A 24772-nucleotide genomic window follows, 5' to 3' on the forward strand; every position below is an offset into this window, starting at 1 on the left:
TCTATTATCAATGCTTTATAAATACAATGGACAAATGTACCATAGCGTAATTTTCGCTATTTTTGGGTACGTTAAGGCGTTTGCCTGATGATTTAACCGTCTAAAAAAGTCATGGTTGATTCTATAAAATTAATCAAATGTGAACAAACTAAATGCTGTTAAATTTTACAAAAAAAATGCGTCATTTTTTGCGTATTCAATATACGTTATTTTTCTTCTTTACGGTGACTTTATTAACATTTAATCCTGTGTTTGCTTCGCAAAATTTAGCACCTGTAGGGCTTTCGTCACTCAGTGGTTTTGATGTTGAATTTGCGCCGATTCAAAAAACAGAGTTTATTAACGGGCAAAGTTTAATTGGTGAAGTTAATTTCAAACCTGGGGTCAATTATACGGTGCTGTTTGCGTTTGATGTACAGCAGGTTCGTTACTTATACCCTAACGGCCGCATGGTTGAAAAGGGCGCCACGATTGCAAGCGTTGAGGGCAGTGATGTACACCATTTTTTAGATGCCTATCAATCAGCAAAAGACATGCTCGCTATTGCTAAAAGCCATTACGACATAAATCAACAACACTTAAAAAACAAAATAATAAGAAGTTCTGAATGGGTTGAAATCACAAAAAGCTACTTTGAAGCCAAGCTAAATTTTGAACATATGCAACATCAAATGGCATTTTTAAACATTGATGATAATGAAAACGTGACCTTAGTGAGTCCAAAAACAGGCATTTTAAAACTCACTAATGAGTCGGGAAACCGTGTGATGGGTGACACCGCGTTTGATATTATCGATGCAAGTAGTATTCGCGTTAAGATTAAAGTTCCTCTTAGTTTTACCAACACGTTAGCGCATTTCAAGCTGTCACAAAGTTGCAGCTTAAATATTGAAAGCTATGACAGTATTGCAGATAAATACCATCAAATAGTGTGGGCGTCGCCAAGCTCAAATGAGTGCCAGCTTAGACTGGGGCAAACTATCAAAGTCACACCGGTAAATAAATTAACGGGCTTTAAAATAGCAAAGTCAGCGGTGTTTGAATTTGAAGATGTTAATTACATTGCTTTAAAGTCTGGCGATAACCTTGAGTTACTTCCGATTGAGCTCAAAGGTACACAAGGCAAAGACTATGTATTTACTGCTAACAAAAACCTAGATGATCAGCAGGTACTAATAAGCTCGGTAAGTGCGCTACAAGGTATGTTGCTTCACTTAGGGAGAGAGTAAATGTTAAACCTGCTTATTAAGTTTTCACTTACTCAGCGTTTGTTTGTGAGTATTTTTGTTATTGTTGCTATGGCCATTGGTGCTAAATCTTGGTTAAGTATTCCGGTGGATGCTTTTCCAGAAATATCGCCCACCCAAGTTAAAATAGTGTACAAATTACCCGGCATGAACGCCCTTGAAATAGAATCGCAAGTAACACGGGTGATTGAAACCGAATTACTGGGTATTCCGTCACAGCAAATGCTGCGCTCTACCACTAAGTATTCTATTACCGATATTACCATTGACTTTGAAGAGGGCACCGACATTTATTGGGCCCGTCAGCAAGTTAATGAGCGTTTATTAAATATTTTACCCACCTTGCCCAGTAATATTAGTGGCGGCATGGCGCCAATGAGCACGCCTTTGAGCGAGGTGTTCATGTTTACTATAGAAAGTACTCACTTATCGCTGATTGAAAAAAGAGAGCTTTTAGATTGGCAAATTCGTCCATTACTGCGCACTTTAACCGGCGTTGCAGATGTAAATAGCCTTGGCGGCTTTTCAAAAACCTATGAAATACTTCCCAATACTTTATTGATGCAACAGCATCAAGTCAGCTTTGATGAAATGAAGTTGGCAATCACGCAAACGAATCAAAACGGTGGCATAGGGCGCTTAGAAAAAGGCAACGACACCTTAATTCTGCGCACTGAGGGCAAATACACCGATATAACCGCCATTGAAAATACCGTGATTAAGTCCACTCAAAATAAGGTTATTCGGTTAAGTGATATTGCCACGGTACATGTTGGCAGTTTAACCCGTTATGGCGCAGTCACTAAAAACAGTGAAGAGGCGGTACAAGGGCTTATAATTGCGCTTAAAAATAGTAATACAGCGCAAGTTGTTGCAGATGTAAAAGATAAACTTCGCACCATTGAAGCGTCATTACCGCAAGGCACAAAAATTAATGTGTTTTACGACCGCTCTAACTTAATAAATACCGCAATTAGCACCATTACCAGCGCACTAGGCCAAGCAATTATTCTAGTAATAGTGTTACTTGCCTTGTTTTTAGGTGATATTCGCTCTTCATTGGTGGTGTCTTTGTCTTTACCTATGTCGGCATTGCTGACGTTTATAATGATGAAGCAGTTTGATTTATCGGCTAATTTAATGAGTTTAGGCGGCTTAGTGATTGCCATTGGTATGCTGGTGGACTCATCGGTAGTTATTGTTGAAAACATAGTGAATCGGTTGGCTAACAATCAGCACCTCCCTCGGCTGCATGTTATTTATCGCGCCTGTAAAGAAGTCGCGGCGCCAGTGTTCTCAGGCACAATTATTATTATTATCGTGTTTTCACCGCTATTAATGTTAACAGGGTTAGAGGGCAAGTTATTTACCCCAGTGGCGCTCACTATCGTGTTTGCCATGCTAAGTGCGCTGTTGTTGTCGTTAACGGTTATTCCAATTTTAGCCTCATTGTTATTAAAAAATGAACCCGTAACCCAGCCTAAAATGGTCACGCTATTACAAGGTTTTTATACTAAAACACTTGCCCAAGCAATTAAAAAGCCGGTGGCTATTAGTGTTATATCAGTTGCTGTTTTAGTGCTCAGTGGGGTGTTATTTCAGGGACTTGGTAAAAGCTTTATGCCCGTTTTAGATGAAGGCGACATTATTGTGCAACTGGAAAAATCGCCGAGTATTTCCTTGCAAGCCTCGCTGGATATAGATAAACAAATTGAAGCCACACTGTTAAAAAACACCCCAGAAATCGTACAAATTGTTGCCCGTACCGGATCCGATGAACTCGGGCTTGATCCTATGGGATTAAACGAAACCGATGTGTTTATGGAATTAGCGCCAAAAGATACGTGGCGTTTTGACTCCAAAGCGCGGCTAATCGAGGATATTCGACAAACACTTGCGCAATTTCCAGGGGTAAATATTGGCTTTACTCAACCAATACAAATGCGGGTATCAGAAATGCTCACCGGTGGCACCGGTGATATTTCGATTAAAGTATTCGGTAATGACATTGCGACACTTTCCTCATTAGCTGAAAAAATCACGGCACTTGCCACTAATATTGACGGTGCAAGTGATGTACAAATGGCGCTTATCGAAGGGGGTAAATACGTAAATATTAAACTTATTCCTGAGGTTGCTAGTCAGTTTGGTTTAACCACCGAAGGATTAAGTGATTATTTAAAGTCGCAATTAGAAGGCCTACAGGTATCGGCACTGCAAGAAGGAAACCGCGTGATCCCAATTGTGTTTAATGCACAAAAAGGCGAAAGCGCAGCACACTTTGAGTTGTCGTCAATGAGCGCATTAAAGCAAAAGCTAATTTTAATGCCCGACAACAGCCTACTACCACTTGAAGAGGTGGCTAATATTAGCTTTAAAACGGGGCCATTGTTAATAGAGCGAGAAAAAGCAAAGCGCTTTGCTTCTGTAAGCGTTAATGTGGATAACCGCGATGTGGTTAGTTATGTGAATGAACTGGAAGCTAAAATTAATAGCAGTATAAAATTACCCAGTGGTTTTACCTTGTCGTTTGGTGGCGAATTTGAAAGCCAGCAACGTGCAACACAAAACTTGCTGGTGCTTATTCCTGTGGCATTAATACTAATTTTCATTATTTTATTTACCACGTTTAAATCCTTATCTAAATCAACGCTGATAATTGCTAATATTCCGTTTGCGTTAATGGGGGGAGTGATTGCCCTGTTTATTAGTAATGAATACCTGTCGGTGCCTGCATCGGTTGGTTTTGTTGCTTTACTTGGCGTAGCGGTACTCAATGGTATTGTGATGATCAGCTACTTTGAGCAAATGAAAATGTTTTCTGCCAATGTAACGCAGCGCATTTTAGATGGCGCAAGCAGACGCCTTCGCCCAGTGTTAATGACAGCCACAACCGCCATGTTTGGTTTACTGCCACTGGTATTTGCCACCGGCCCTGGCGCTGAGATTCAAAAACCATTGGCAATTGTGGTTATTGGCGGGTTAATTACCTCAACAATTACAACACTTTATTTATTACCTATCTTTTATGGTTGGTTGGAGAAAAAACATGGCTGAACAGTTACTTTTTACCCTAAATGTACCCACAAACATAAAAGATAACGTGGTTGATATATTAATTGGCATAGAGTGCATTACCGGCTTTAACTTAAAAAACATTGAAGGCTACAGTAAAGAGCACAGTGAATTTGACATTGCCGAGCAAGTAGAAGGGCATCGCAGCTTTTATCAGTTTGAGGTGCATATATTATTACCTGAACTTGCCATAGTAAAAACGGCGTTAAGCCCTGTTTGTAAGTACACGCCGTTAAAATATTGGGTTACGCCTATAGTTGAAAGCGGGCATATTGTTTAGCTTTTTGTATTAGGTTTATTTTATAAGCTACTTCAATTGGATTGATATTTGAGCTTGTTTAATTGATCTTAACAACTTATCAATGTTTAATGAGGCGATATGTCTTAACTGATTTTTATTATGCACTTTCTCAATAAGTACTTCTTACTTAACGATCATCATACTGCCCATGATGAAGTCGCACACTGGCGGGTGAGTGCACTACGGATAATTTTAACGCTCGTTACTTTGCTCTGTTTTTTGGTCGTTTGTTATACATACACCCGCGCAATTGAATTTAACCTAATTTATATTGCAGTTATTACTATTAGTTTTTTCACTATTGCTTTTAGTCTTTTATTAGCAAGTAAGCGATTTTACACATTTAGTGCAAATGCACTTCTATTAACTATCGTTGCCGGTAGTTTATCAATGAATTTATTTTTAACTGACTTAGAGCTTGCCAAGGTGGGTTCTATGTTTATGTATTCATGTCCCATCATTGCTCTTATGCTACTCGGTTACAGAACGGCTTTGGCCTACGGTATTTTAAACATCATACCTTTTTACATGATTATTAATAATGTTGATTTATCCGGCTATTCAGGAATATCAAGCCAATTACCAGAAGCTGACTTATATATTACAGGCCTGATATTTTTATTTTTTAATATTTGTATCCCACTTGCCACTGCGCGAACAATTGTTGCTGCCAAACGTTTAAACAAAACCATGTTAAATGCTAATAGCTTCCTTAAAGATAAAAACGAGCTTTATCGCACCTTATTTACTGAATCTAATAAAGCTAAAATTATTGTCGACGAAAATTTAGTAATTACAGATTTAAATCAACATGCTATTGAAATGTTTGGATTAAAAAACAGCTTGAAAGAAAAGGCTGTAAGAATTGATGGGTTATTCCCTGCACTTAATAGCAAAGAGTTAAATATAAAAAATCAAATCATAGAATATAAGAGTCGCTACTATAAGAGTAATTATCAGCAAATAGCAATGAGTACAAATTACCGAGTGTATGACTTTTATGATTGCACGCAAGAGCAGTTAATTAAACAAAATTTGTCTATGATGGAGCAAGAGAACAAACGTCTAAGGTTTAGAGACTCGCAAACGAAATTGCCTAATCGAGAGTGGTTTGAGATGCAATGCGATAGGTTAACGTCTAAATACCAAAAAGGGTTTTATATTGTCGTTACACAAAGCGCAAATAGTGAATATTTAAATTTAAAACTTAACAAAGCTGACTCGCAATCATTGTTAATTACTGCTTATAAGCGCTTAAAAGCAATGTCAGAGGGGCCTTTGCTTTGTGCGTATATAGAAGGTGGCAAACTTGGCTTTATTATTGGTTCAAGCTCAAGTGAACAGCAAAACAAGTTATTAATACAAATTAAAAGCACCTTAGATCAAGCTTATGATGTGCTTGGTACTAATTACCAGCAATCATTTTTATTTGGTTTTGCTAAGTGTCCTGAGCATGGTGAAAATAGTGCGATTGTTCTTAGTAATGCGTGTGAGGCGCTTAAACTCGCAGACTATAACTCGCCATTTAATGGTTACAATCAAAAACAATCACAGGCCTTTATGGAAAAGTATGAAATTTCCATGTTACTTGATGAAGCTTTGCAACAAAATGATCTGTCAGTACATTATCAACCTAAAGTGAATGCAAAAGGTGAATGTATAGGGCTTGAAGCATTAGCTCGTTGGCATAGCTCTGTACTTGGCAGTGTATCGCCCGCTGTATTTATTCCTATTGCAGAAGAGTATAGAATGATTAGCCGATTAACGGACTTAATTATTCAAAAAGTCTGCGCTCAAATTGCCCAATGGAGTAAAGTTGGTTTGCCACTTTTACCCGTAGCAATAAACATATCTTTACTCGATTTTAGCCAAGCTGATTTTATGTCAAAGTTGGTAAAATATTTGGCGGATTTTAATGTAAAACCGAATCAAATAGAATTAGAGCTTACTGAAACGTCACTTGAGGCTAACCAAGTTCACTCTCTAAAACTTATGCAAACTCTGCAAGATTGGGGGTTCACTATTACAGTGGATGATTTTGGTGTTGGATACTCGAATATTGCACGACTTGCTGATTATCCCATTGATAAACTTAAATTGGATCGCTCTTTAATAAGTAAGGTTACAAGCTCTACACGCCAAAAAAGCTTAGTTAAAGCCGTGCATGTGATGTGTGATGAACTTAATATTAAGTGTGTAGCCGAGGGAGTAGAAACCGAAGAACAGGTCCTAATAATGTCCGAAATGGGATGTAAAGAGTTTCAAGGCTATTACTTTTCTAAACCTATGAGTGCTCAGGTTTATGCTGAATATATAAATCAAAATGGTCTGCTTTTTACGACAAAAAACTTAGCTACGGCGAAAAGTAGCTGAATTTAACAACTAGGTTCTAGTGACCTTGTTGGATTGATATTTGTTTAAACTAGGGTAATAAACTCTTTGGTGTTAAATGCTGCTGAAATATCTCAGCAGCATTTTAGCTGTACTAGCTTATTCAAACACTCCTTTTATAACTGCATGGGTGTTTTGCACCATTAATGTGCCGTTAGCCCATACATACTCAGGGGTTAGGGTCTCTTTATCGAGAAGGACAACATCCGCGTCGCTCGCTGCTTTAAGACGGCCTTTATCAACTCCTAAAATATCGGCAGGATTACTGGTTATGCTCATTAAAGCGTGCTCAATAGGGACGTTATATTCTTTGACTGCTTGCTGAAACGAGGTTAATAAAGATGCCTCTTTGCCCACCTCAAGCCCTAATAAATTAAAGTCTTTATCAAAAATAGGTAAACTGGCATGGCCATCTGAGCTCATAGTGAGTTGATTTGGTGCTACGCCTTGTTCTAAGCAGTAGGCAAGGGCATGGGCTGCTGCATATTCACCATGGGCTAAATCATAGTCGGTTGTGCTGGTGGTAAAGTCGATAGTACCGCCCTGATCACAAAAGTGAATACCGGCATCAAGAAGTGCTTTATTGCGGTTCATATGCGTAGGGTAAAACTGTTTAAGCTTAATATCACTTTGCTCAGCCACCTGATGTAAAATAGTTAAATGGCTATCAACAGGACCGACATGAATACTCACGATGCCTTTTTTACCACTGAGCATACCGGCTACTTTAGCCTCAGCTGCCAATTCTGCTAATTGCTGTACCGTGGGTTGGCTACTGCGATGATCAGAAATCGCCACTTCGCCAACACCTATAAACTCCTCTATATACATGATGTCGTCAGTAATTGAGTGGGTGAGTGTTTTCGCGGGTAAATGATACGAACCGGTATGGCAAAATACATTCAGCCCTTGCTCTTTTAGGCCTTTTGCTTTGGCAACCAAGTTGGTCAGTGTACGTGAGCTTGAATCGGTACCCAGTGCGGCCACCACCGTGGTGGTGCCCGATAAGGTTGCATCGGTTAGGTTCATTTCAGGGGTGCGGCTGGCAAATCCAGCCTCGCCACCGCCACCGGTAATATGCACTAAAGAATCAACAAACCCCGGCGCAACCAGCTTATTTTTACCGGCAATCCGTTTGACGAGTACACTGCTGTCGAGGGTTATATTTTCGTCAATAGCAATGATTTTACCACCGCCAATTAAAACATCTTGTGTGCCTAGGAAGGTAGGTGCATAAACGGTTGCACCTTGAATTAAAGTTAACATAACAAATTCTTTTTATTGATAATTAATAAAGTAAGCAAGAAATATAAAGCCGCTTGCTAATACAAAAAGTGCTAGGGCAAAGCGCCAAATAAACGCAGCCCATTCTCCCCAATCTAATTTCACTACCCCTAAACAACCAATTAAACTAGCTGAGGTGGGAATTAAAATGTTGGTTAATCCATCGCCTAATTGAAAGGCCAATACCACAATTTGCCTTGATACATTGAGCAAATCGCCAAGTGGAGACATCAGTGGCATAGTGATGGCAGCTTGCCCTGAACCCGATGAAACAAAAAAGTTAAATACACTTTGAAACACCAGCATTCCCCAAGCTGCAATGTAATCTGGCACACTGGCTATGCTGCTTGCACAGTAATAAAGCAGGGTGTTAAGGGTTGAGGGAGTGGTTAAATCACTACCCCCTAATAGTAATACAATGCCTTTAGCCAATGCGACCAATAACGCCGCTGGCAATAATTCTTGTGCACCGTGTTTAAACGCATCCGCGCACTCATTCGCGGTTAGCTTTTTAAACACGATGGCAATTATTGCACTGATAAGGCCTATACAAAAAAACTGTGCAGCAAGCTCAGGAATATAATATTGGCGCGCCATCACCCCCCATACAACCCAAGCTATGCCCAATACAAACACTAATAATGTGAGTGCATCGGCTAGGCTAAGTTTAATTGTAGGCTGATCACCCGTTTTTTGGGGTTGCGTTTTTATCCGTTTTGCATAGCGCATAGTAAACACAAGGCCTACAAGGGTAAAACAAGCCCATGCTAACATACGAAAGCCCGCACCAGAAAACACTGGGATTTCAGCTATCGATTGCGCTATAGCAATGCTAAAAGGGTTCATCCATGAGGTGGCAAAGCCTATTTGCGTGGCCACATAAGTTGTGAGCACAGTGACTTTAGCGTCGTAGCCAAGTTGTTGCATAATAGGGAGCAGCACAATACAAAAAGCAATAGCCTCTTCGCCCATACCAAATACCGCGCCGCCTAACGAAAATAGTAAAAACAGTAAGGGAATAAACAGCCATTCAACCCGCTGGGTCTTATTAATAAGTGCCATAATACCGTTATTAATCGCACCGGTTTTCATAATAATGCCAAAGGCACCGCCAGTGATCAAAATAAACGCCATTACGCCAATCGCTGCACCATATTTATCACCCGACACGAGGCCTTCAAACAATACATTAGCTAAACCAATCTCGCCACCTTGTGCAAAAACAGGTGGTGATTGTTGGTCGTTAACGGCTTGATATTGTGAAAGCTGCACAGTATGGCTGTCAGGCTCTGCATTAAATACCCCAGGGGTAATAAATACCGTGGCCATATAGGCAATCACTGCCACGCAAAGCAAAATGATGCTTGCATCGGGCATAGAAAATTGTTTTTGTTTCATAATTTCACTTTAATAAAAGGTCATTGTGTTGATGCGTAAATAAACGCTTAAACGTACTTTAGCACTTAATAGGCAGTGTCACTGTAGCCATGACCTGTAATAAAAGGAATGCCGCAAAGCGTTTGCTTTGCGGCTAAGCGGTTAAAAACGGTAGCTAATACTTAATTTGTAATTAGCACCTAGGGCATTATGGTTGATTGAATCAAAACCACGGCTTGAACCATAAAGTGTGGGTGGCTCTTTATCAAAAATATTATTGATGCGCGCGCGCAAAGTCAGCGATTTATTAACATAGTAACCCGCTGATAAATCCCAAACGAGCCAGTCATCAACCTGATGCTCACCTTTTGAGTCTAATACGCCAAGTGAATCTAGCTCATCAATTTCACGGCTACGCAGGCCTTCTATATCATCTTCGTAGCTGCTGGTGTAGTTTGCACCTAAGTTAAGGTAGTAACTTTGCGCTTCCCAATCTATTGACATACGCGCAATATTTTCAGGATAACGATAAGTTCCCACCAGCTTCTCTAACGAGTCAGACCCCGGTTTATTACGTTCAAACTCAAGGTAATGAGTGCCATCAAAGGCAAAGGTTAAATCGCCGCTTGGTAATACAAACCTATGGTCAAACTTAAAGTCTATGCCAGCTAATGTTTGTGTACCAGTGTTTTCAAGTGGGATTGCATGATCGCGAAACAGCGGTAAAAATAGCTCGTCATCACGTGGGTTAAATTCATCTATATAACTGCTTAAAATCTCAGTTAAATTAGCGCCGTCTTGCTCTATGTTTAAACCACTGTTGTCGGTGACATCACATAATGCTTCATCGTACGATATGCCTTGCTCGCCCGGTGGTACAATGCCACAGTGACGAAGTGACGCATCGGTTATGGCGCGATCTAACACAGCGGTCATGTTGGTATCGATTACTTCTTCATGATCAAACTGCCAATAATCAATGGTTAAATTAGTATTAGCCGAGGGACTCCATGCAAAACCGACACTAATAGCCTCAGATTCTTCTGCATTTAGATTTGGATTACCTAACTCTAACGAATTAACACTCACTTGGGTGCCATCACCCATACAGTATAAATCGGCTACAGCTTGGTTTGCACCACAGTCAAAAGTAGATTGTGTGGTTCTTAATTTAACGCCAGCCTGCGTTAATGATGGTGCTCTAAACGAGGTTGACCATGAACCTCGAACAACCAACGAATCAGTTGGGCGATAGCTCAAACCTATTTTAGGATTAAAGGTGCCACCAAAGTCATCGTAATGATCGTATCGACCTGCTGCTTGCAGCTCTATTTGCTCTGTGAGTGAAATACTTAATTCAGCAAACGCTGCATATTGAGTGCGATCGGCTTCTGATAAACTAGAGCCAAAGCCAAATACATCAACAAGATAGTCTTTATCTGCTTGAGCTTGTGAATCAAGCGAAGGAATGTCGCTTAACTCTTCACGGCGTGCTTCTACCCCAAATGAGGCATAGGCAGGTAGGTCGTTAAAGGTAAATAGCTCACCATTAAAATTAGCATCCCAGCCGTAAACTGTACTTTCTCCGCTGCGCGTTGGGCGAGCTTGCGCTGTTGCCAAAACGGCATCATTAGCGGCGTCGCCTTGAAGGAAAGGGTTGTAAAAAGGCAGCAGTTCTCCCGATGCACAGTTTAAGTCAGTACCGTCATAACTTGCCAGCGTACCGTCTGAACATAGCTCGCCGGTGATAGCGCCATGGAACTGGTAACGATTATAAACTCCTGCAATCGCTTCTTGCTCTGAACGTGAGCGAGAAAAGGTTACCCCAGATTCCCAACCCCAATCACCAATTTCACCACTTAGACTGCTTACCAAGCGAAAGTTTTTCGTTTCTACTTCCACCGTTCTTGGGGCATTAAAACGCGCATCAAATGCAAAACCATACACTTCTCGACCACTTTGGGTATCAAATGGGTCAATGTAGAGTTGATCTAATAAATCATTACTACCATCGGCATTATCGTAAATAAATAAGGCGTCTTCTAAAACATACGGGCCATCGTCGTCATTAATTTGGTTAATAGGTGAGGGCGATGAGTACGCTTTTGCCTTGGTCTGACTGTAAAAAAAGTCAGTATGCCATTGCATACCACCAAGCTCACTATTAAACATAAAGCCGGTTGAAAGGCTTTCAAATGGCGTTTCTAGGTAATCATCTTGATTAGGGTAGTAAGCACAAATTTGTTCATCTAATTCAGTAGTAACTAATTCGGTTTTGCAGTTTGGTGATGGAAGTTCGTTACCATCTCGGCTGCTGAAATAATAAATATTAGGTGAGTTCTCCAGCTTAGGTAAATAGGAGTAACCATTCACTAAAGAGGGAGAGGCCGTGTAATTACGATCGGTCGCTTTAAAAGCGTTACGGTCATATATATCAGCAAATACCGTTAAGTTACTTTCGCCTATTTTTGTACCATAAACTAAGTTTAATTGTTTTTTACTTTCGTCATGCTGATCAAAGCTATCGGCAAACGAAGTATTAATTTCAGCGCCTTCAAAATCATCTTTTAAAATATAGTTAATAACACCTGCCACAGCATCGGCACCATAAACGGCTGATGCGCCTGTGGCTAAAATATCAATGCGCTCAATGGCGGCTAGTGGAATAGAGTTTACATCTACAAAGTTTTCAGTACCTGCAGCAAATGAACTAGGCGCAACTCGGCGGCCATTTATTAATGTCAGCGTTGCTGATGGCCCCATGCCTCGTAAGCTCGCTGCTGATTGACCGGCTGGTGTTGAAGTAGACGTACCGCCACTTTCAGAGGTTGAAAATGTGCCGCTTCCGCCCTTAAAAACAGATAAATCTTTGAGTAATTCATGAATGGTATTAGCGCCAGAGCGTTTGATTGCATCTTGGTCTAGTACGGTTAATGGGATAGTTCCTTCAAGATCAACGCCTTTTAAGCGAGATCCTGTTACTTCTACTCGTTCAATGTTGGTGTCGGTGTTGGTTTCTTGTGCATGTGCAAAAGTGATCGGGTTCAGTAATGCGCTTACTGTGGCCGCAATTGTTAGTTGACGAAACATCTTAAATACCTTTTGTCTTTTTAAGCGCACAAAAACATACAAACAGATCTGTGGCTTTTAATTGTTATATTTTTAGACAGGGCAGTGGTGAAATGACACGCTTAGCCCCTCACTGTGAAAAAGTGAGGTGGTGGGCTACTCGTCAAACCACTCCGAAAGGTAGTGTGGTGAGTAGAAATATGTTGTAAGCAAACGTGCTTTTTTAAACATAATTCTCATTCCAAAAGGTTTTTGACAAAGCCAGCAAAGGGGTGCTAGCTTACTCGCGTTTTAAAGTTCCTTTTTTTTATAGCAAGTGAGAGACGCTCTCGCAAGTTATTTCTTATAATTTTTTACATGAGTATAACATAATGGAACGAATATATTTACCAAACAAACGGTTAGCTAAATCGCGTACAATAACGGCTGTTTTTTCGTTTTTTATTGCTTTTTCGCTGCAGTTAAGCGCAAAAGAATCTGAACAAACGTTAGTATTAGTCGGCGGTGCACTCACAACGTGTGCTAGTTTAAGCCCTAAAAATTGTGAAAAAAACACACAAATTCCGGGTAAAATACATAATGTATTTGCGCTCTCCAACGCTAAAATTAGTCAAATAAAGCAACAATGGCCAAGTAAAAATACGCAAGCTAAAAACAAAACTATTAAAAATTTAGCAACAATGCAGGCTAAATCATCACCCACATTGTCAAAAAAAGAGCTGTTATGGTTATGGCGCGATATTGATAGTAAACAGCTCAATAGTTTAACGGATCAAGAATACAATTTTGTAATAGATATGCTTGAAGTAGCGCAGCTGCAGAGCGACAATACGCGACTAAAAGAGCAGGTCAATACCGCGCTTAATAGCGAATCCGCCGCGACAGATATTTTGCAATTTATATCTGGCAGTTTAAAAGTAAAAAGTACTAACCCGAGCATACTAGCCATTACCGCCTCAAGCAGAGACCCTTATGAATCTGCTGATTTTTACGAAGGATTACTTCGTTTTCCCAATGTAAATTCACAATGGCTTGCATTAACCCCTGCGCTTGCTAAAGCAATAACCACCAATAAATGTGATGATTTAAACACGCTTAGGCACTCTGAAATGGGGCTATATCAACGTGAACATATTTATCCTGATCGCACTCAAGCAGAATATTTGCTGTGTAAAAACGGCACAGACGCTTTAGTGCAGCTAATCAAAAATAGTACCGGTGTTATGTTTAATGGCGGCGATCAAAGCTTAACGCGCAAGGTATTGTTTGATGAAAATAATCAGCCATATCCATGGACAAAAGCGTTACAGTCTCGCCCTGTTGTTGTAGGTACAAGTGCAGGCACCGCAGTGCAAAGTGGCGGGCAAGCGCACGGTGGTAATGTGGTTATGATCACTAATGGCACAAGTTTATCGGCATTGAAAGAAGGCGCGCAAGCCATTGATGCACCCAGTGAGCGCTCAAACAGCGATAGTTTAACTTACAACCGCTTTGGGGGTTTAGGCACATTTAGTTACGGTGTACTCGATACACACTTTAGCGAGCGAAACCGTACATTAAGACTAGGCACTTTGCTCGACAGCTTTGGTGCAAATCAAGCTCAACCCGCATTTGGTTTTGGTGTAGACGAAACCACCGCCTTAGTGGTTATTAAATCTGAATCAGGGAATTTAATGACCGTAATTGGTAAAAATGGTGTGGTGATGGTTAAATCAACAGGGCAGGCTCAGGCTGAAACTAAAACCTACAGTTACTCGTACTGGCCTGCTGGCAGTGTGATTGATATTAAAAATAATGATTTTACCTTAAGTCAGCGCAGTATTAGCCAAGCATTGCCAGCAATTAAAATACCGCCTTTGCCGGTTCAGCGTTTCGGCAATATTTTAACGGATGCCAAATTGCGCTCTTTAACGCAAGCCATGTGCTTGAGCCAAGAACAAACAGCTGTTGGTCAGCAAGATGCGTTTATTATTAGTCTATCAACTAAGCCTGAGTCGGCTTATCACCGTATTAGTGCTGAGCAGTATGGCTGTGCGGTGAGTAATTTAGAAATTTCAGTGAGTACCTTTTAATTTAATTAAACACGCTGCTTAGTTGATTTTAGATTAAGCGGCCATACTATACTTAAAGCGTGTTATTAAATCACAACAAAAGGAAGGTTCATGAGTAAAGTAGCGGTTATTTATTTTTCTGGATATGGCCATACCAAAAAAGTGGCGGAATTTGTGGCTGATGGAGCAAACGCTCAGCTTATTGCAATCGATGAAAATGGTGATATTAAAGACACCGATTGGGATGCATTAAACAATGCAGACGCCATTATTTTTGGTGCACCTACCTATATGGGCTCATACCCTTGGCAGTTTAAAAAGTTTGTCGATGCCACCTCTAAAGTGTGGTTTACCATGGGTTGGAAAGATAAAGTGTTTGGCGGTTTTACTAATAGCGGCAGCCTAAATGGCGACAAACAAGTCACCCTAATTAGTATGCAAACGTTAGCTTCACAGCATGGTGGAATTTGGGTAAGCCTAGGGTTACCACCCGCCAATAAATTGGAATCAACCCGTCAAGACATCAATAACTTAGGCGGTTCGGTTGGCGTATTAGTACAATCACCTACTGATGCTGACGAAACGGCTATTCCATCAGGCGATTTAGAAACGGCTCGTTTATACGGTGAGCGCGTTGCTGAAATAGCAAAACGATTAAAGTAAAAATGACCTAAATTAAGTTTATTTAATCCGTAAAGCCACACTTAATTAGTGTGGCTTTTTAGTTTGATAGCCCCAGTTCTTGCTTATGCTCAAGTTGATATAAGCTTGAATATTCACGTTTATGAACTTCAAATAAATACGCTCTCAGTTGCTCTTTACCATGGTGAATATGCTTTATTTTAGCTGCTATGCCACACTCACTGTGCCTAACGGGTTCTATGTCTAATGATATAGCCGCTTCATTGGGTAAAATAAATTGCATATTTTGTAACTCATCAAGTTCACTGTTTATTGATGTGGGTTTTAAAAATATTCCTGTGCTTGAGATAGATTCAATGCAAAAACCTTGGCTTTGAATATTTAATTCACTTATTCGCCAGCTACGTTGAGTCCCTTTAGTATCAATCACTTCTGGGGCTGCTAACACAGTACTGAAATGGCCTAATTCATCAGTTTTAAATTGAAGTGGAAACCACAGTTGGTAATGAGCTACTTCTGCTAATAGGGTTAATTTAGCCTGACCAAGTAAATGCGCAATACCATCTGGTATTGATGTTTGTACTGTTAGTTTTGTTTCATTAATTAATGCTGTACTTTGACTAGGTTCAAACAACCCAGATAAAAAGTTAATTTCTTCGTCAGACAAATCCATGTATTTTCCTTAATACGTAAATCCTAGATTCTATTCCTTACAAGGTTACTGCCCAATGAATGACCAGTTTATTATTTTGTAAGATTTGGCCTGTACGGCTTTATTTTTATACAATTTATAATCTAAGCTTTCCTGGCTGAATTTATAAGCAATTGATTTAAATTAATTATATTTGTTTTTAAGCTTGTTTAGTTAAATGATTGAATAGATTTTTTGGTATTCTAACCCCAATAACAGCAATAAGTTAAGTAATAAAGTGTACAAAATTAAAGCGCTCTGCAACGTTTTTATACCAACTATGCGTAAATGAGACTTAGGTCTAGCTTACGAAGCATAAGGAAATACTTAGAATAGCGCCCAAATAATAATGGGGTTTAAGGGGTTCCAAATGCAATTAGAACGAATTCGTCGTAGTGACTTACACAACAAAGTGATGTCTGCAGAGCAGGCCAGTTTATTTATTAAAGACGGCATGACCGTGGGCATGAGTGGCTTTACTCGTGCTGGTGAAGCGAAAGCTGTACCACGTGCACTTGCCGAGCGTGTACGTGAAAACCCAATGAAAATTAACCTAATGACGGGCGCGTCATTAGGTAACGACTTAGATAAGCTACTTACTGAATCAGGTGCGTTAGCGCGTCGTATGCCATTTCAGGTAGACAGCACATTACGTAAAGCAATTAACAACGGTGAGGTCATGTTTATTGACCAGCATTTATCAGAAACTGTTGAACAGTTACGTAATCATCAGTTAACTATGCCAGATGTAGCGGTCATTGAAGCCGTAGCTATTACAGAAGAAGGCCACATAGTACCTACAACGTCAGTGGGGAACTCAGCAAGCTTTGCTATTTTTGCTAAAGAAGTAATTGTAGAAATTAACATGTTACATCAGCCAGAGCTTGAAGGGCTGCACGACATATACATTCCATCGTACCGTCCAACGCGCACTCCAGTGCCGCTAGTGAAAGTAGATGACCGTATCGGTAGTGCTGCTATTCCAATCGATCCGGCTAAAATTGTGGGTATTGTATTTACTAATCAAAGTGACTCATTTTCAACAGTAACCGACCCAGATGCCGATACCGCCTCTATTGCACGCCATTTAGTTAACTTTTTTAAAGAAGAAGTAGCACAACAGCGCATGCCTGCAAACTTAGGCCCATTACAAGCGGGTATTGGTAACATAGCCAATGCAGTCATGATGGGTTTATTAGACTCAGATTTTAAAGACCTCACTATGTACTCAGAGGTACTACAAGATTCTACCTTTGACTTAATTGATGCGGGTAAACTTAATTTTGCCTCTGGGTGTTCAATTATTTTATCAGAGCGTTGTAACGCACAAGTATTTAATAACCTTGAAAAGTACCGCGATAAGCTAGTACTTCGCCCACAAGAAATGTCGAATCACCCTGAAATTGTGCGTCGTTTAGGTATTATTGCAATTAACACGGCACTTGAGTTTGATATATATGGCAACGTTAACTCAACTCATGTGTGTGGTACTAAAATGATGAACGGTATTGGTGGTTCAGGCGACTTTGCACGTAATGCGCATGTATCGGTGTTTGTAACTAAATCAATTGCTAAAGGCGGCGCTATTTCAAGCGTGGTACCTATGGTAAGCCACGTCGATCATACCGAGCACGATGTTGATATTTTAGTGACCGAGCAAGGCCTTGCTGATTTACGTGGATTAGCGCCACGCGAACGGGCTGTTGAAGTAATTAAACACTGTGTACACCCAGATTATCGCAACGCTATGCTTGATTACTACGAGCGTGCTTGTGTACGTGGCGGCCATACGCCCCACCTTTTAGAAGAAGCGTTTAGCTGGCATACCCGCCTTGAACAACAAGGCACAATGAAGCAAAGCTAATACTTAAAACCCCGCATTTGCGGGGTTTTTACAAATACTTTTAATTTTGCTTTACAGAATGTTGTTATGACTTTGCCTATAAGGTGGTTTAAGTTTTTACTATGTGCTGTAAAATAACCGCATATTATTGACAGACTCGCTATGGCGAGCAACACATAGAGCAACCACAATGGAAAACAAACTAACTGCAATCGACACCCTCGCTGAACTTGAAAGCTTTTTACTGCAAGTTGAAAACGGCGGCTTAGGTTTAACCGGCGTAGCAGGCGTGGGCATGGCAACTAACAATGCTGACGGCAGCCGTTTTGTCGCGGTGTTTGATGACAAGCAACAACTTTTATTAGCACGCGAAATTACCGAAGAGATTTTCCAAAGCGGCCAAGACATGGTGCGCAACGGCGTAGGGCGTAAGCATTAATTCCTTGCTACTAATCTAAAAAGCGCCAAATGGCGCTTTTTTTGTGGTTTATTTTAAACAGTTGTTAAATATAAAATAAATTTATACTAACGGTGCTCTTTGTAATGGTTTTACTATATAGAAACAAATAATCGATAAGGTGAGATTATGATGATTCAACCGTTATTAGGTGTTAGTTAGTATGGACTTTATTGCTATCGGACTTTTCTTTTTAGTCCTTCTAATCGCTTTATCTATTGTTTGGGGAACGCTAAAAACGGGAATTTCACCGATGATGAGCTCAAGCAAAGCGCGCCAAACTATGCTTGCTGCAATAAGCATGGATGAAAAAGGCGCATTAATTGATTTAGGTTCAGGTTGGGGAACGCTTGTTATACCGGTTGCCAAAAAGCATCCTAATAAACAGGTTATTGGCTATGAGTTATCGTGGTTTCCTTGGTTAATTTCAATGCTTTTTAAATATAGTTTAGGTTTAGATAACCTTACCCTCTATCGTAAAGACTTTAAAAATGCCGATTTTAGTTCTGCGTCTACTCTGGTGTGTTACTTGTTTCCTGGTGGTATGGTAGCGCTTGAAGAAAAGTTAAAACATGACGTAGTTAATAATAAAATCACTATTGTGAGTAACACCTTCGCTTTGCCATCATATAAACCAACTAACGTGATCAAGCTTAAAGATTTTTACCAAACACCGATTTATGTGTACCACTGGCAACCCAAATAGAGGAATATTATTTAGGGTCAGTGCTTAGTTGATGTCATATTTTTTATCCATAAGTTCATCTTCTCTGCAGACATTGGTTTGGCAATATAATAGCCTTGCCCATGATAGCAACCCATGCCTATAAGTACTTTTTCGAGCTCTTGTGACTCTATCCCCTCTGCAACTAGGTTATACCCAAATGCTTTACTTAGCGCCACGATACACGTAACGATGGACTTGTCTTCATGGTCTGATAGGAGCTTTTTAACAAAGCTTTGATCTATTTTTAATGTATCTAAAGGTAATTTTTTTAAGTAACTCAACGAAGCATAACCTGTACCAAAGTCGTCTAGCGCAATACTTACCCCTAAATCGCGGCAGCCATTGAGAACGTCGACTGCTTGGTCAACGTTTCCAATTGTAGTGCTCTCTAAAATTTCCAATTCGAGGGTTTTTGGTTTTATATTATTAGTGCTGATGAGTAACTCTCTGAGGTTTTCAACAAAGCCCTCACTAAGTAAATGAGCTGGAGAGATGTTTACACTCATAGAAAGATGATTTCTTGTCCAAATTTTATGCTGTTTTAAGGCCTCAGCAAGTACCCATTCACCAATTAAAATACCAATGTGTGGATGCTCTAATGCCTCTGAAAAGTGACCAGGATAAAGTAAACCCAAAGTAGGGTGATTCCAGCGTATTAAGGCTTCAACGCCAATCAACTGGTGATCCATCAAATTTACCTTTGGTTGATAATGTAAAATAAACTCTTTGCGAGCAATGCCTTTTTCAGCAGCCAATAATAAATCATGTTTTGCATGCCTTAGGCTTTCTTCTTCTGGATCAAAAAACAGAATTCGGTTTGTTCCTGATCTTTTTGCTTGGTACATTGTTTGATCGGCTCTGCGTAAAATGTCATCACAAGTTAAGCCATCATCACTGGGAAGTGCAACGCCGATGCTGACTGAAATTTGAACGGAGCACGAAAACTCTGCTAATTTTATTGGGTCGTTTACCTCAATCAGCACCTCTTGTAACAGAGTCTCATATTCTTGTATCGTGTGCGCAGCCCCTCTTAATAAAAAGATAAACTCATCTCCGCCAATACGCGCGAGTGTATCTTCTTTGCGTAATGTGCTTTTTAGTCTTTGGGCAATAGTTTTCAAAACGAAGTCACCGGTTTCGTGACCGTATTTGTCATTAATGGGTTTAAAATTATCTAAATCTAAATAGGCAACGGCGAGCTTTTGCTCAGATGTAATGGCCTGTTGGAGTTGATCAATTAAAATAGGGCGGCTTGCTAAGCCTGTTAGGCTATCGTAGTGTGCCATGTCATGAAGTTTTTTTTCTAAGTTTGCGCGTTGAATTGAGCTAGATATAGAGTGTATCAACTGATCGCTTTTTAATTGATTTTTAAGTAAATAATCGCTTGCTCCTAGCCGCATAGCTTCTGCTGCTATTTTTTCATCTCCTAAGCCCGTGATCATAATCACAGCACAGTGGTTATTTTCAGTCTTTCTAATATTATTTAGCAGGGTAAGCCCCGATCCGATACCTAATCGGTAATCAACTATGACACAATCAAACTCACCATGTTCAAGGTAAGACATCGAACTTTCAATAGAGGATGCCTCTGAAATTTTCGCCTGTATATTTGAGCGAGATATCATACGACGTATTTGTTCTCTATCAACCGCATCGTCATCAACAATGAGTAGGTTAATACTGTCGCAGGTTTCAAAATTATCTATTGAAGTTATCATATCCATATCTCTTGCAAAATAGCTTATTCAAGCTCAACGGCATGTATATAAGCATCCATAAGTGTCGCTAATTTGGCAAACTGCGGGCCAATTGCATGTTTAACCATGTAACCTGCTACGTTGTTATGGTACGCGCGAGTACGATCGTTATCCTCATTGGAGGTCGTGAGTATAAATACAACAGTATCGTTTAATTTTTTATCTTTACGAATATGCTCTAAAAATTCAAACCCATTCATCACTGGCATATTCAGGTCTAGCAATACTAAGTAGGGCTCTGATATTACTTTTTGTTGTGCTTTTTCTCGTAACGCATCTAACGCAAGTTTTCCATTTTGTTTCCAAATTATTTTAATTTTAGGATCCACTTTTTTTAGGCTTCTTGTTACGGCTTCCGCGGCAACATCATCGTCTTCAACAAGCAGTATAGATAGATTTTTGATCATAAATTCTCTTTCCTTGCAAAGCGCGGCCACCAAACATGAAATGTAGACCCTTTTTGCGGTTCATTTGAGCTAACGGAAATGCGCCCACCATGAGCTTGTGCCAGACGCCGGCTAATAGACAGCCCAATACCTGAGCCTGACTTATCGTCAGAGGTTGTTTGAAATAAACTAAAAATACGTTCGTAAGCTTCTGGTGGTATACCGGGGCCATCATCAGTCACAGTGATATGGCAAAGCGTATTTTCTGCTACACAACGAATTTTTATACTTCCTTCTTCACTGTCGTGATGTTTAATGGCATTACTTAACAAATTGCGAACAACGGTTTCAAGCGGCGTCCATGCAGTGACGATGGTATTTAATTGAATGTCTTTATGAAGCTTCATTCCAGCCGGTAAATCTAACAGTTCGGTGACGTTAGAGATTAATTTATGCATATCGATTACTTGAGTATCTAGGGTAGCTTTGCCAGCTCTTGCATAGGCCAATAAATTATCAATTAACGTCTCCATTTTATGAATACGATCATCAATACGCGTTAAGTTGTACTCTACTTCAGGCGTGGTAGTGCCTAAATCTTCTTTTATCCATTCAATTAAGTTTGAAATGCCACGCAATGGAGAGCGTAAATCATGAGAGGCCACATAGGTAAACTCTTTCAGGCTAGTGTTATTTTCTTTTAGCTCAGTTTCCATTTGTTTTCGTTCTGTTATATCTAACAACGAGACAAACACCATGTCTTCATCATTGGTGTTTATAAAAGGACTCAAGCCTACTTCAACCGGGAATTCTTTACCGTCTTTGTGTAACGCGGTTAAATCTCTACCTACTCCCATACTTCTTACACTGGGTTCACGGTGAAATGAATGACGAAGTGCTGAGTGATGCCCTTGGTAGCGCTGCGGTAATAACATTTCCATTTTTTTATCGAGTAGTTCTATTTCACTGTAACCAAAAGATTTACATAACGATTGATTAACCGCTTGAATAATGCCCGCTTGGTCAACTATTAACACACCATGTGGTGCAGCTTGAATAGAGCGTTGAAACATATTATTAGCGCGCAGCCTTTGCGATATATCAACCAGTGTGGCTAAAACTAATTCTTGTTGTCCGTGTATTGGGTTTAAACCTATTTCAATTGGGATTTGCTTACCACTTTTTTGACTCGCAAATAACTCACGGCCTTCACCCATTAAGCGTTTTCGAGGGTTAGCAAAAAACTGACTCATCAAGTGGGTATGATTGGCTTTAAATTGAGCTGGAAGTAAACTATCTATGTTCATCCCTATGAGTTCTGAATCCTCATAGCCCAGTATTTCAGACAGTTGATTATTGGCAAAAAGGATCTGAGCATCAGTATTAACTACCATTGCCCCCATGGGTAAACAATTAACTAGTTGAGTTAAAAATGCTTCATCCATATTTACAGTTAAACTTGGTGAGTTAGATTTTTTATTTACTTTTTTAAGGTTCATCAAGCATCCCGCAAGTAAATTTAGTTCCCATAATATAGTAATAGTCGAACAAGTAATGAACAGCAAATCTAGCGAAAGATCATGTTATTTAAATGCTCATTTTAATGATTTTTTCTTATATTTTAGCGAGTCATCATGGTTGAAAAAGGTGCATTTATTTAGGTTTGGGGTGGGGAATGTTGGTTGTAATGCTTATTAAGTATAGCTTGGGTTCAAATAACCTTACACTTTATCGTAACGACTTTAAAAGTGCTGATTTTAGTAAAGCGTCTTCTCTGGTATGTTATCTGCTGGTATGGCAGCGCTTGAAGAAAAGTTAAAACAACACGTGCTTAAAAACAGCACCATTGTGAGTAACACCTTCGCTTTGCCTTCATATAAAGCAACTAAAGTAAATAAGCTTAAGGATTTTTATCAAACGCCTATTTATGTGTAGCACTGGCTACCAAAATAAACTTTGCCTGAAGTCTTAACACAAACGGCAGCCGCTTTGTCGCCGTGTCGTATGCAAGCAAAGTTTTAGTCCATGAAATTATCCAAGGATTTTTTAAGTGCTATTTTGTTATAGTTTGGAAGGTAGTTAAAAGCGATTACTGAACAGTTAAGAATTGTGATGTCTGAAGTCAAAATTTGACCCTTTTTCTTTTCTTACAGGGTCTATTTTCAATCATTCCAAGGGACTTCCGGGGAGATTAAGTGAGTAAAATTTTATTTTTTATATTGTTATTGGTTTGCTATCAAGCAAAAGGTAATTGTAGTGAGAATGTTACTTTAGATTTGATAAAAGATGATATTGACGCTCAGCAAGAGCTCGAATGGAAAGATGTTTCTAATGTACTAGAGCAAGGAATATTGCAGAATGACAGCACTGCCTATTTTCTATCTGGTTACGTTTTATATTTGGGAGCATATAAGCAAAATCCAGATTATAAAAAAGCTAAAAAAATGCTTTCAATTTCATCGTATTTAGGAAATATTAGAGCAAAGCATATCCTGGGTAGTTTTTTAATTACAAGTGAAAAAGCAGAAGACATATATGAAGGAACCAAGCTATTAGAGTCATCTTTTGAAAAAGGTATTTTAGATTCTAGTGTAAATTTATATTATGCATATCAACTTGGAAAATATGGTGATATTGCTTTTTTAAAAAACTCCTTACGTAAAGCGTCTGATGTGGGTGATGATGAGGCCGCTATATTATTAGGTCAATTGACTTTAGATGAAGCAATAAGAAAGAATGACTCAGAGTCGTTAGCTAAAATGGTTTCTTATCTATCGAACAGGGCTGAAAAGCGAGGTTTTTCAAATGATATGTATAAGAACTTATATTATCTTTTTTTCGGAATATATGGCCTGCGTGATTCCCCATTAAAAAATAGTATTTATGGGGATTATTATTTAAAAAAAGCGGCTGAAAATGGGCATGAACATGCAATAAAAATACTTAATCAAGGAAAGTCGTGAAGAAAAAGGTCAGCCATTAAAAAGTTCTTGCAAAAAAAGCAGATGTATTTTTTAAATTATTTATTTAAGAATCAAGAGTTTTTATTTTTAAACTCAATTTAAATAGCGTAAAAGAGTTAAACCTAAACTCCAGATATATAATATCGAGTGGCTACTCACAGCTGCAATATCAATGACCTCAAACCAATACATCAATAATTAAAGCAGTTACGTGCTTCTTTATTATTTGAAAAGTATTTAACTGTGGGGTCACATAATCTCAATACCTCTGAAATCAAAAAGCAGGAAAACAGTCAATAAATTGGTTGGTGCGACAAATATGCGATATTTTTATTATTAAATTAGCTAGTACGAAAGGAAAATGGTTTTTATTGAATAAAACTAAGTTTTGAAGGGATTTAAATGGTCGGTATGGAGAGATTCGAACTCTCGACCCCTGCCACCCCATGACAGTGCGCTACCAAGCTGCGCCACATACCGACTTCGACTGCAATAGTACGTGTATTTTTAA

General features: G+C 39.4%; 18 protein-coding genes and 1 tRNA gene. 11 read left to right on the forward strand and 8 right to left on the reverse strand.

All coding sequences use genetic code 11. The annotated features are described in order from the left end of the window. Nucleotides 1–176: 176 nt before the first annotated feature. From L641_RS0121770 to L641_RS23130, 4 genes are all read left to right on the forward strand, one after another. Nucleotides 177–1229, forward strand: a complete 1053-nt coding sequence (locus L641_RS0121770) for a hypothetical protein (protein WP_253944044.1) — start codon at nt 177–179, stop codon at nt 1227–1229. Further along, nucleotides 1230–4304 carry a CusA/CzcA family heavy metal efflux RND transporter gene (locus tag L641_RS0121775; protein WP_024601170.1) on the forward strand — a complete coding sequence of 1025 codons (3075 nt, stop codon included), beginning with the start codon at nt 1230–1232 and terminating at the stop codon, nt 4302–4304. It begins immediately after the preceding gene. Next, a complete protein-coding gene (locus L641_RS0121780) occupies nt 4297–4602 on the forward strand; it encodes a DUF3240 family protein (protein WP_024601169.1) in 306 nt (101 codons plus the stop codon). The genes L641_RS0121775 and L641_RS0121780 overlap by 8 nt, the downstream gene beginning before the upstream one ends. 120 nt (nt 4603–4722) lie before the next feature. Next, nucleotides 4723–6996 carry an EAL domain-containing protein gene (locus L641_RS23130; protein ID WP_024601168.1) on the forward strand — a complete coding sequence of 758 codons (2274 nt, stop codon included), beginning with the start codon at nt 4723–4725 and terminating at the stop codon, nt 6994–6996. Between the two features lie 117 nt (nt 6997–7113). On the opposite strand, the gene iadA is transcribed toward L641_RS23130, so the two are convergent. The 3 genes from iadA to L641_RS0121800 form a co-directional block, all read right to left on the reverse strand. Continuing rightward, a complete protein-coding gene (iadA, locus tag L641_RS0121790) occupies nt 7114–8280 on the reverse strand; it encodes a beta-aspartyl-peptidase (RefSeq protein WP_024601167.1) in 1167 nt (388 codons plus the stop codon). 12 nt (nt 8281–8292) lie between these two features. Further along, the gene (gene yfcC / locus L641_RS0121795) at nt 8293–9696 is read right to left on the reverse strand and encodes a putative basic amino acid antiporter YfcC (RefSeq protein WP_033102655.1); all 1404 of its coding nucleotides are present in this window, start codon (nt 9694–9696) and stop codon (nt 8293–8295) included. 141 nt (nt 9697–9837) lie between these two features. Then, a complete protein-coding gene (locus L641_RS0121800) occupies nt 9838–12765 on the reverse strand; it encodes a TonB-dependent receptor (RefSeq protein WP_024601165.1) in 2928 nt (975 codons plus the stop codon). A 350-nt stretch (nt 12766–13115) separates the two neighbouring features. Between L641_RS0121800 and L641_RS0121805 the strand changes: the two genes are divergently transcribed. Beyond that, nucleotides 13116–14816 (forward strand): cyanophycinase, encoded by a 1701-nt coding sequence (locus L641_RS0121805; RefSeq protein WP_024601164.1) that lies wholly within the window; start codon nt 13116–13118, stop codon nt 14814–14816. A 90-nt stretch (nt 14817–14906) separates the two neighbouring features. Next, complete coding sequence (locus L641_RS0121810; RefSeq protein WP_024601163.1) at nt 14907–15458, forward strand: flavodoxin family protein; 552 nt, start codon at nt 14907–14909, stop codon at nt 15456–15458. 58 nt (nt 15459–15516) lie between these two features. Here L641_RS0121810 and L641_RS0121815 read toward each other — a convergent pair whose 3' ends face one another. Next, nucleotides 15517–16110: a hypothetical protein gene (locus L641_RS0121815; protein WP_024601162.1), complete on the reverse strand. Its 594-nt coding sequence runs from the start codon at nt 16108–16110 to the stop codon at nt 15517–15519. Between the two features lie 388 nt (nt 16111–16498). Between L641_RS0121815 and L641_RS0121820 the strand changes: the two genes are divergently transcribed. The 3 genes from L641_RS0121820 (at nt 16499) to L641_RS0121830 (ending at nt 19134) form a co-directional block, all read left to right on the forward strand. After that, entirely contained in the window at nt 16499–17992 is a 1494-nt protein-coding gene (locus tag L641_RS0121820) for an acetyl-CoA hydrolase/transferase family protein (protein WP_024601161.1), read from the forward strand. 169 nt (nt 17993–18161) lie between these two features. After that, a complete protein-coding gene (locus tag L641_RS0121825; protein WP_008114111.1) occupies nt 18162–18410 on the forward strand; it encodes a hypothetical protein in 249 nt (82 codons plus the stop codon). A gap of 181 nt (nt 18411–18591) precedes the next feature. Then, nucleotides 18592–19134, forward strand: coding sequence for a methyltransferase (locus L641_RS0121830; protein WP_024601160.1), 543 nt, complete (start codon nt 18592–18594; stop codon nt 19132–19134). Nucleotides 19135–19151: 17 nt separating this feature from the next. Here the strand turns inward: L641_RS0121830 and L641_RS0121835 are convergent, their stop codons facing one another. Genes L641_RS0121835 through L641_RS0121845 form a run of 3 tightly spaced genes read right to left on the reverse strand, consistent with a single transcriptional unit; the run spans nt 19152 to nt 22797 of the window. Next, entirely contained in the window at nt 19152–20873 is a 1722-nt protein-coding gene (locus L641_RS0121835; RefSeq protein WP_235190276.1) for a GGDEF domain-containing response regulator, read from the reverse strand. Nucleotides 20874–20896: 23 nt separating this feature from the next. After that, entirely contained in the window at nt 20897–21319 is a 423-nt protein-coding gene (locus L641_RS0121840) for a response regulator (RefSeq protein WP_013464629.1), read from the reverse strand. Then, nucleotides 21316–22797, reverse strand: coding sequence for a PAS domain-containing sensor histidine kinase (locus tag L641_RS0121845; protein WP_024601159.1), 1482 nt, complete (start codon nt 22795–22797; stop codon nt 21316–21318). The genes L641_RS0121840 and L641_RS0121845 overlap by 4 nt, the downstream gene beginning before the upstream one ends. A 280-nt stretch (nt 22798–23077) precedes the next feature. On the opposite strand from L641_RS0121845, the gene L641_RS23705 reads away from it, so the two are divergent. Next, entirely contained in the window at nt 23078–23233 is a 156-nt protein-coding gene (locus tag L641_RS23705; protein WP_253944043.1) for a hypothetical protein, read from the forward strand. Between the two features lie 260 nt (nt 23234–23493). Then, nucleotides 23494–24261, forward strand: a complete 768-nt coding sequence (locus L641_RS0121855; RefSeq protein WP_024601158.1) for a hypothetical protein — start codon at nt 23494–23496, stop codon at nt 24259–24261. 403 nt (nt 24262–24664) lie between these two features. Here the strand turns inward: L641_RS0121855 and L641_RS0121860 are convergent. Continuing rightward, nucleotides 24665–24741: transfer RNA gene (locus tag L641_RS0121860), tRNA-Pro, on the reverse strand. Nucleotides 24742–24772: the final 31 nt, after the last annotated feature.

Origin of the sequence: Pseudoalteromonas sp. TB41, from assembly GCF_000497975.1 — a bacterium.
GTDB lineage: Bacteria > Pseudomonadota > Gammaproteobacteria > Enterobacterales > Alteromonadaceae > Pseudoalteromonas > Pseudoalteromonas tetraodonis.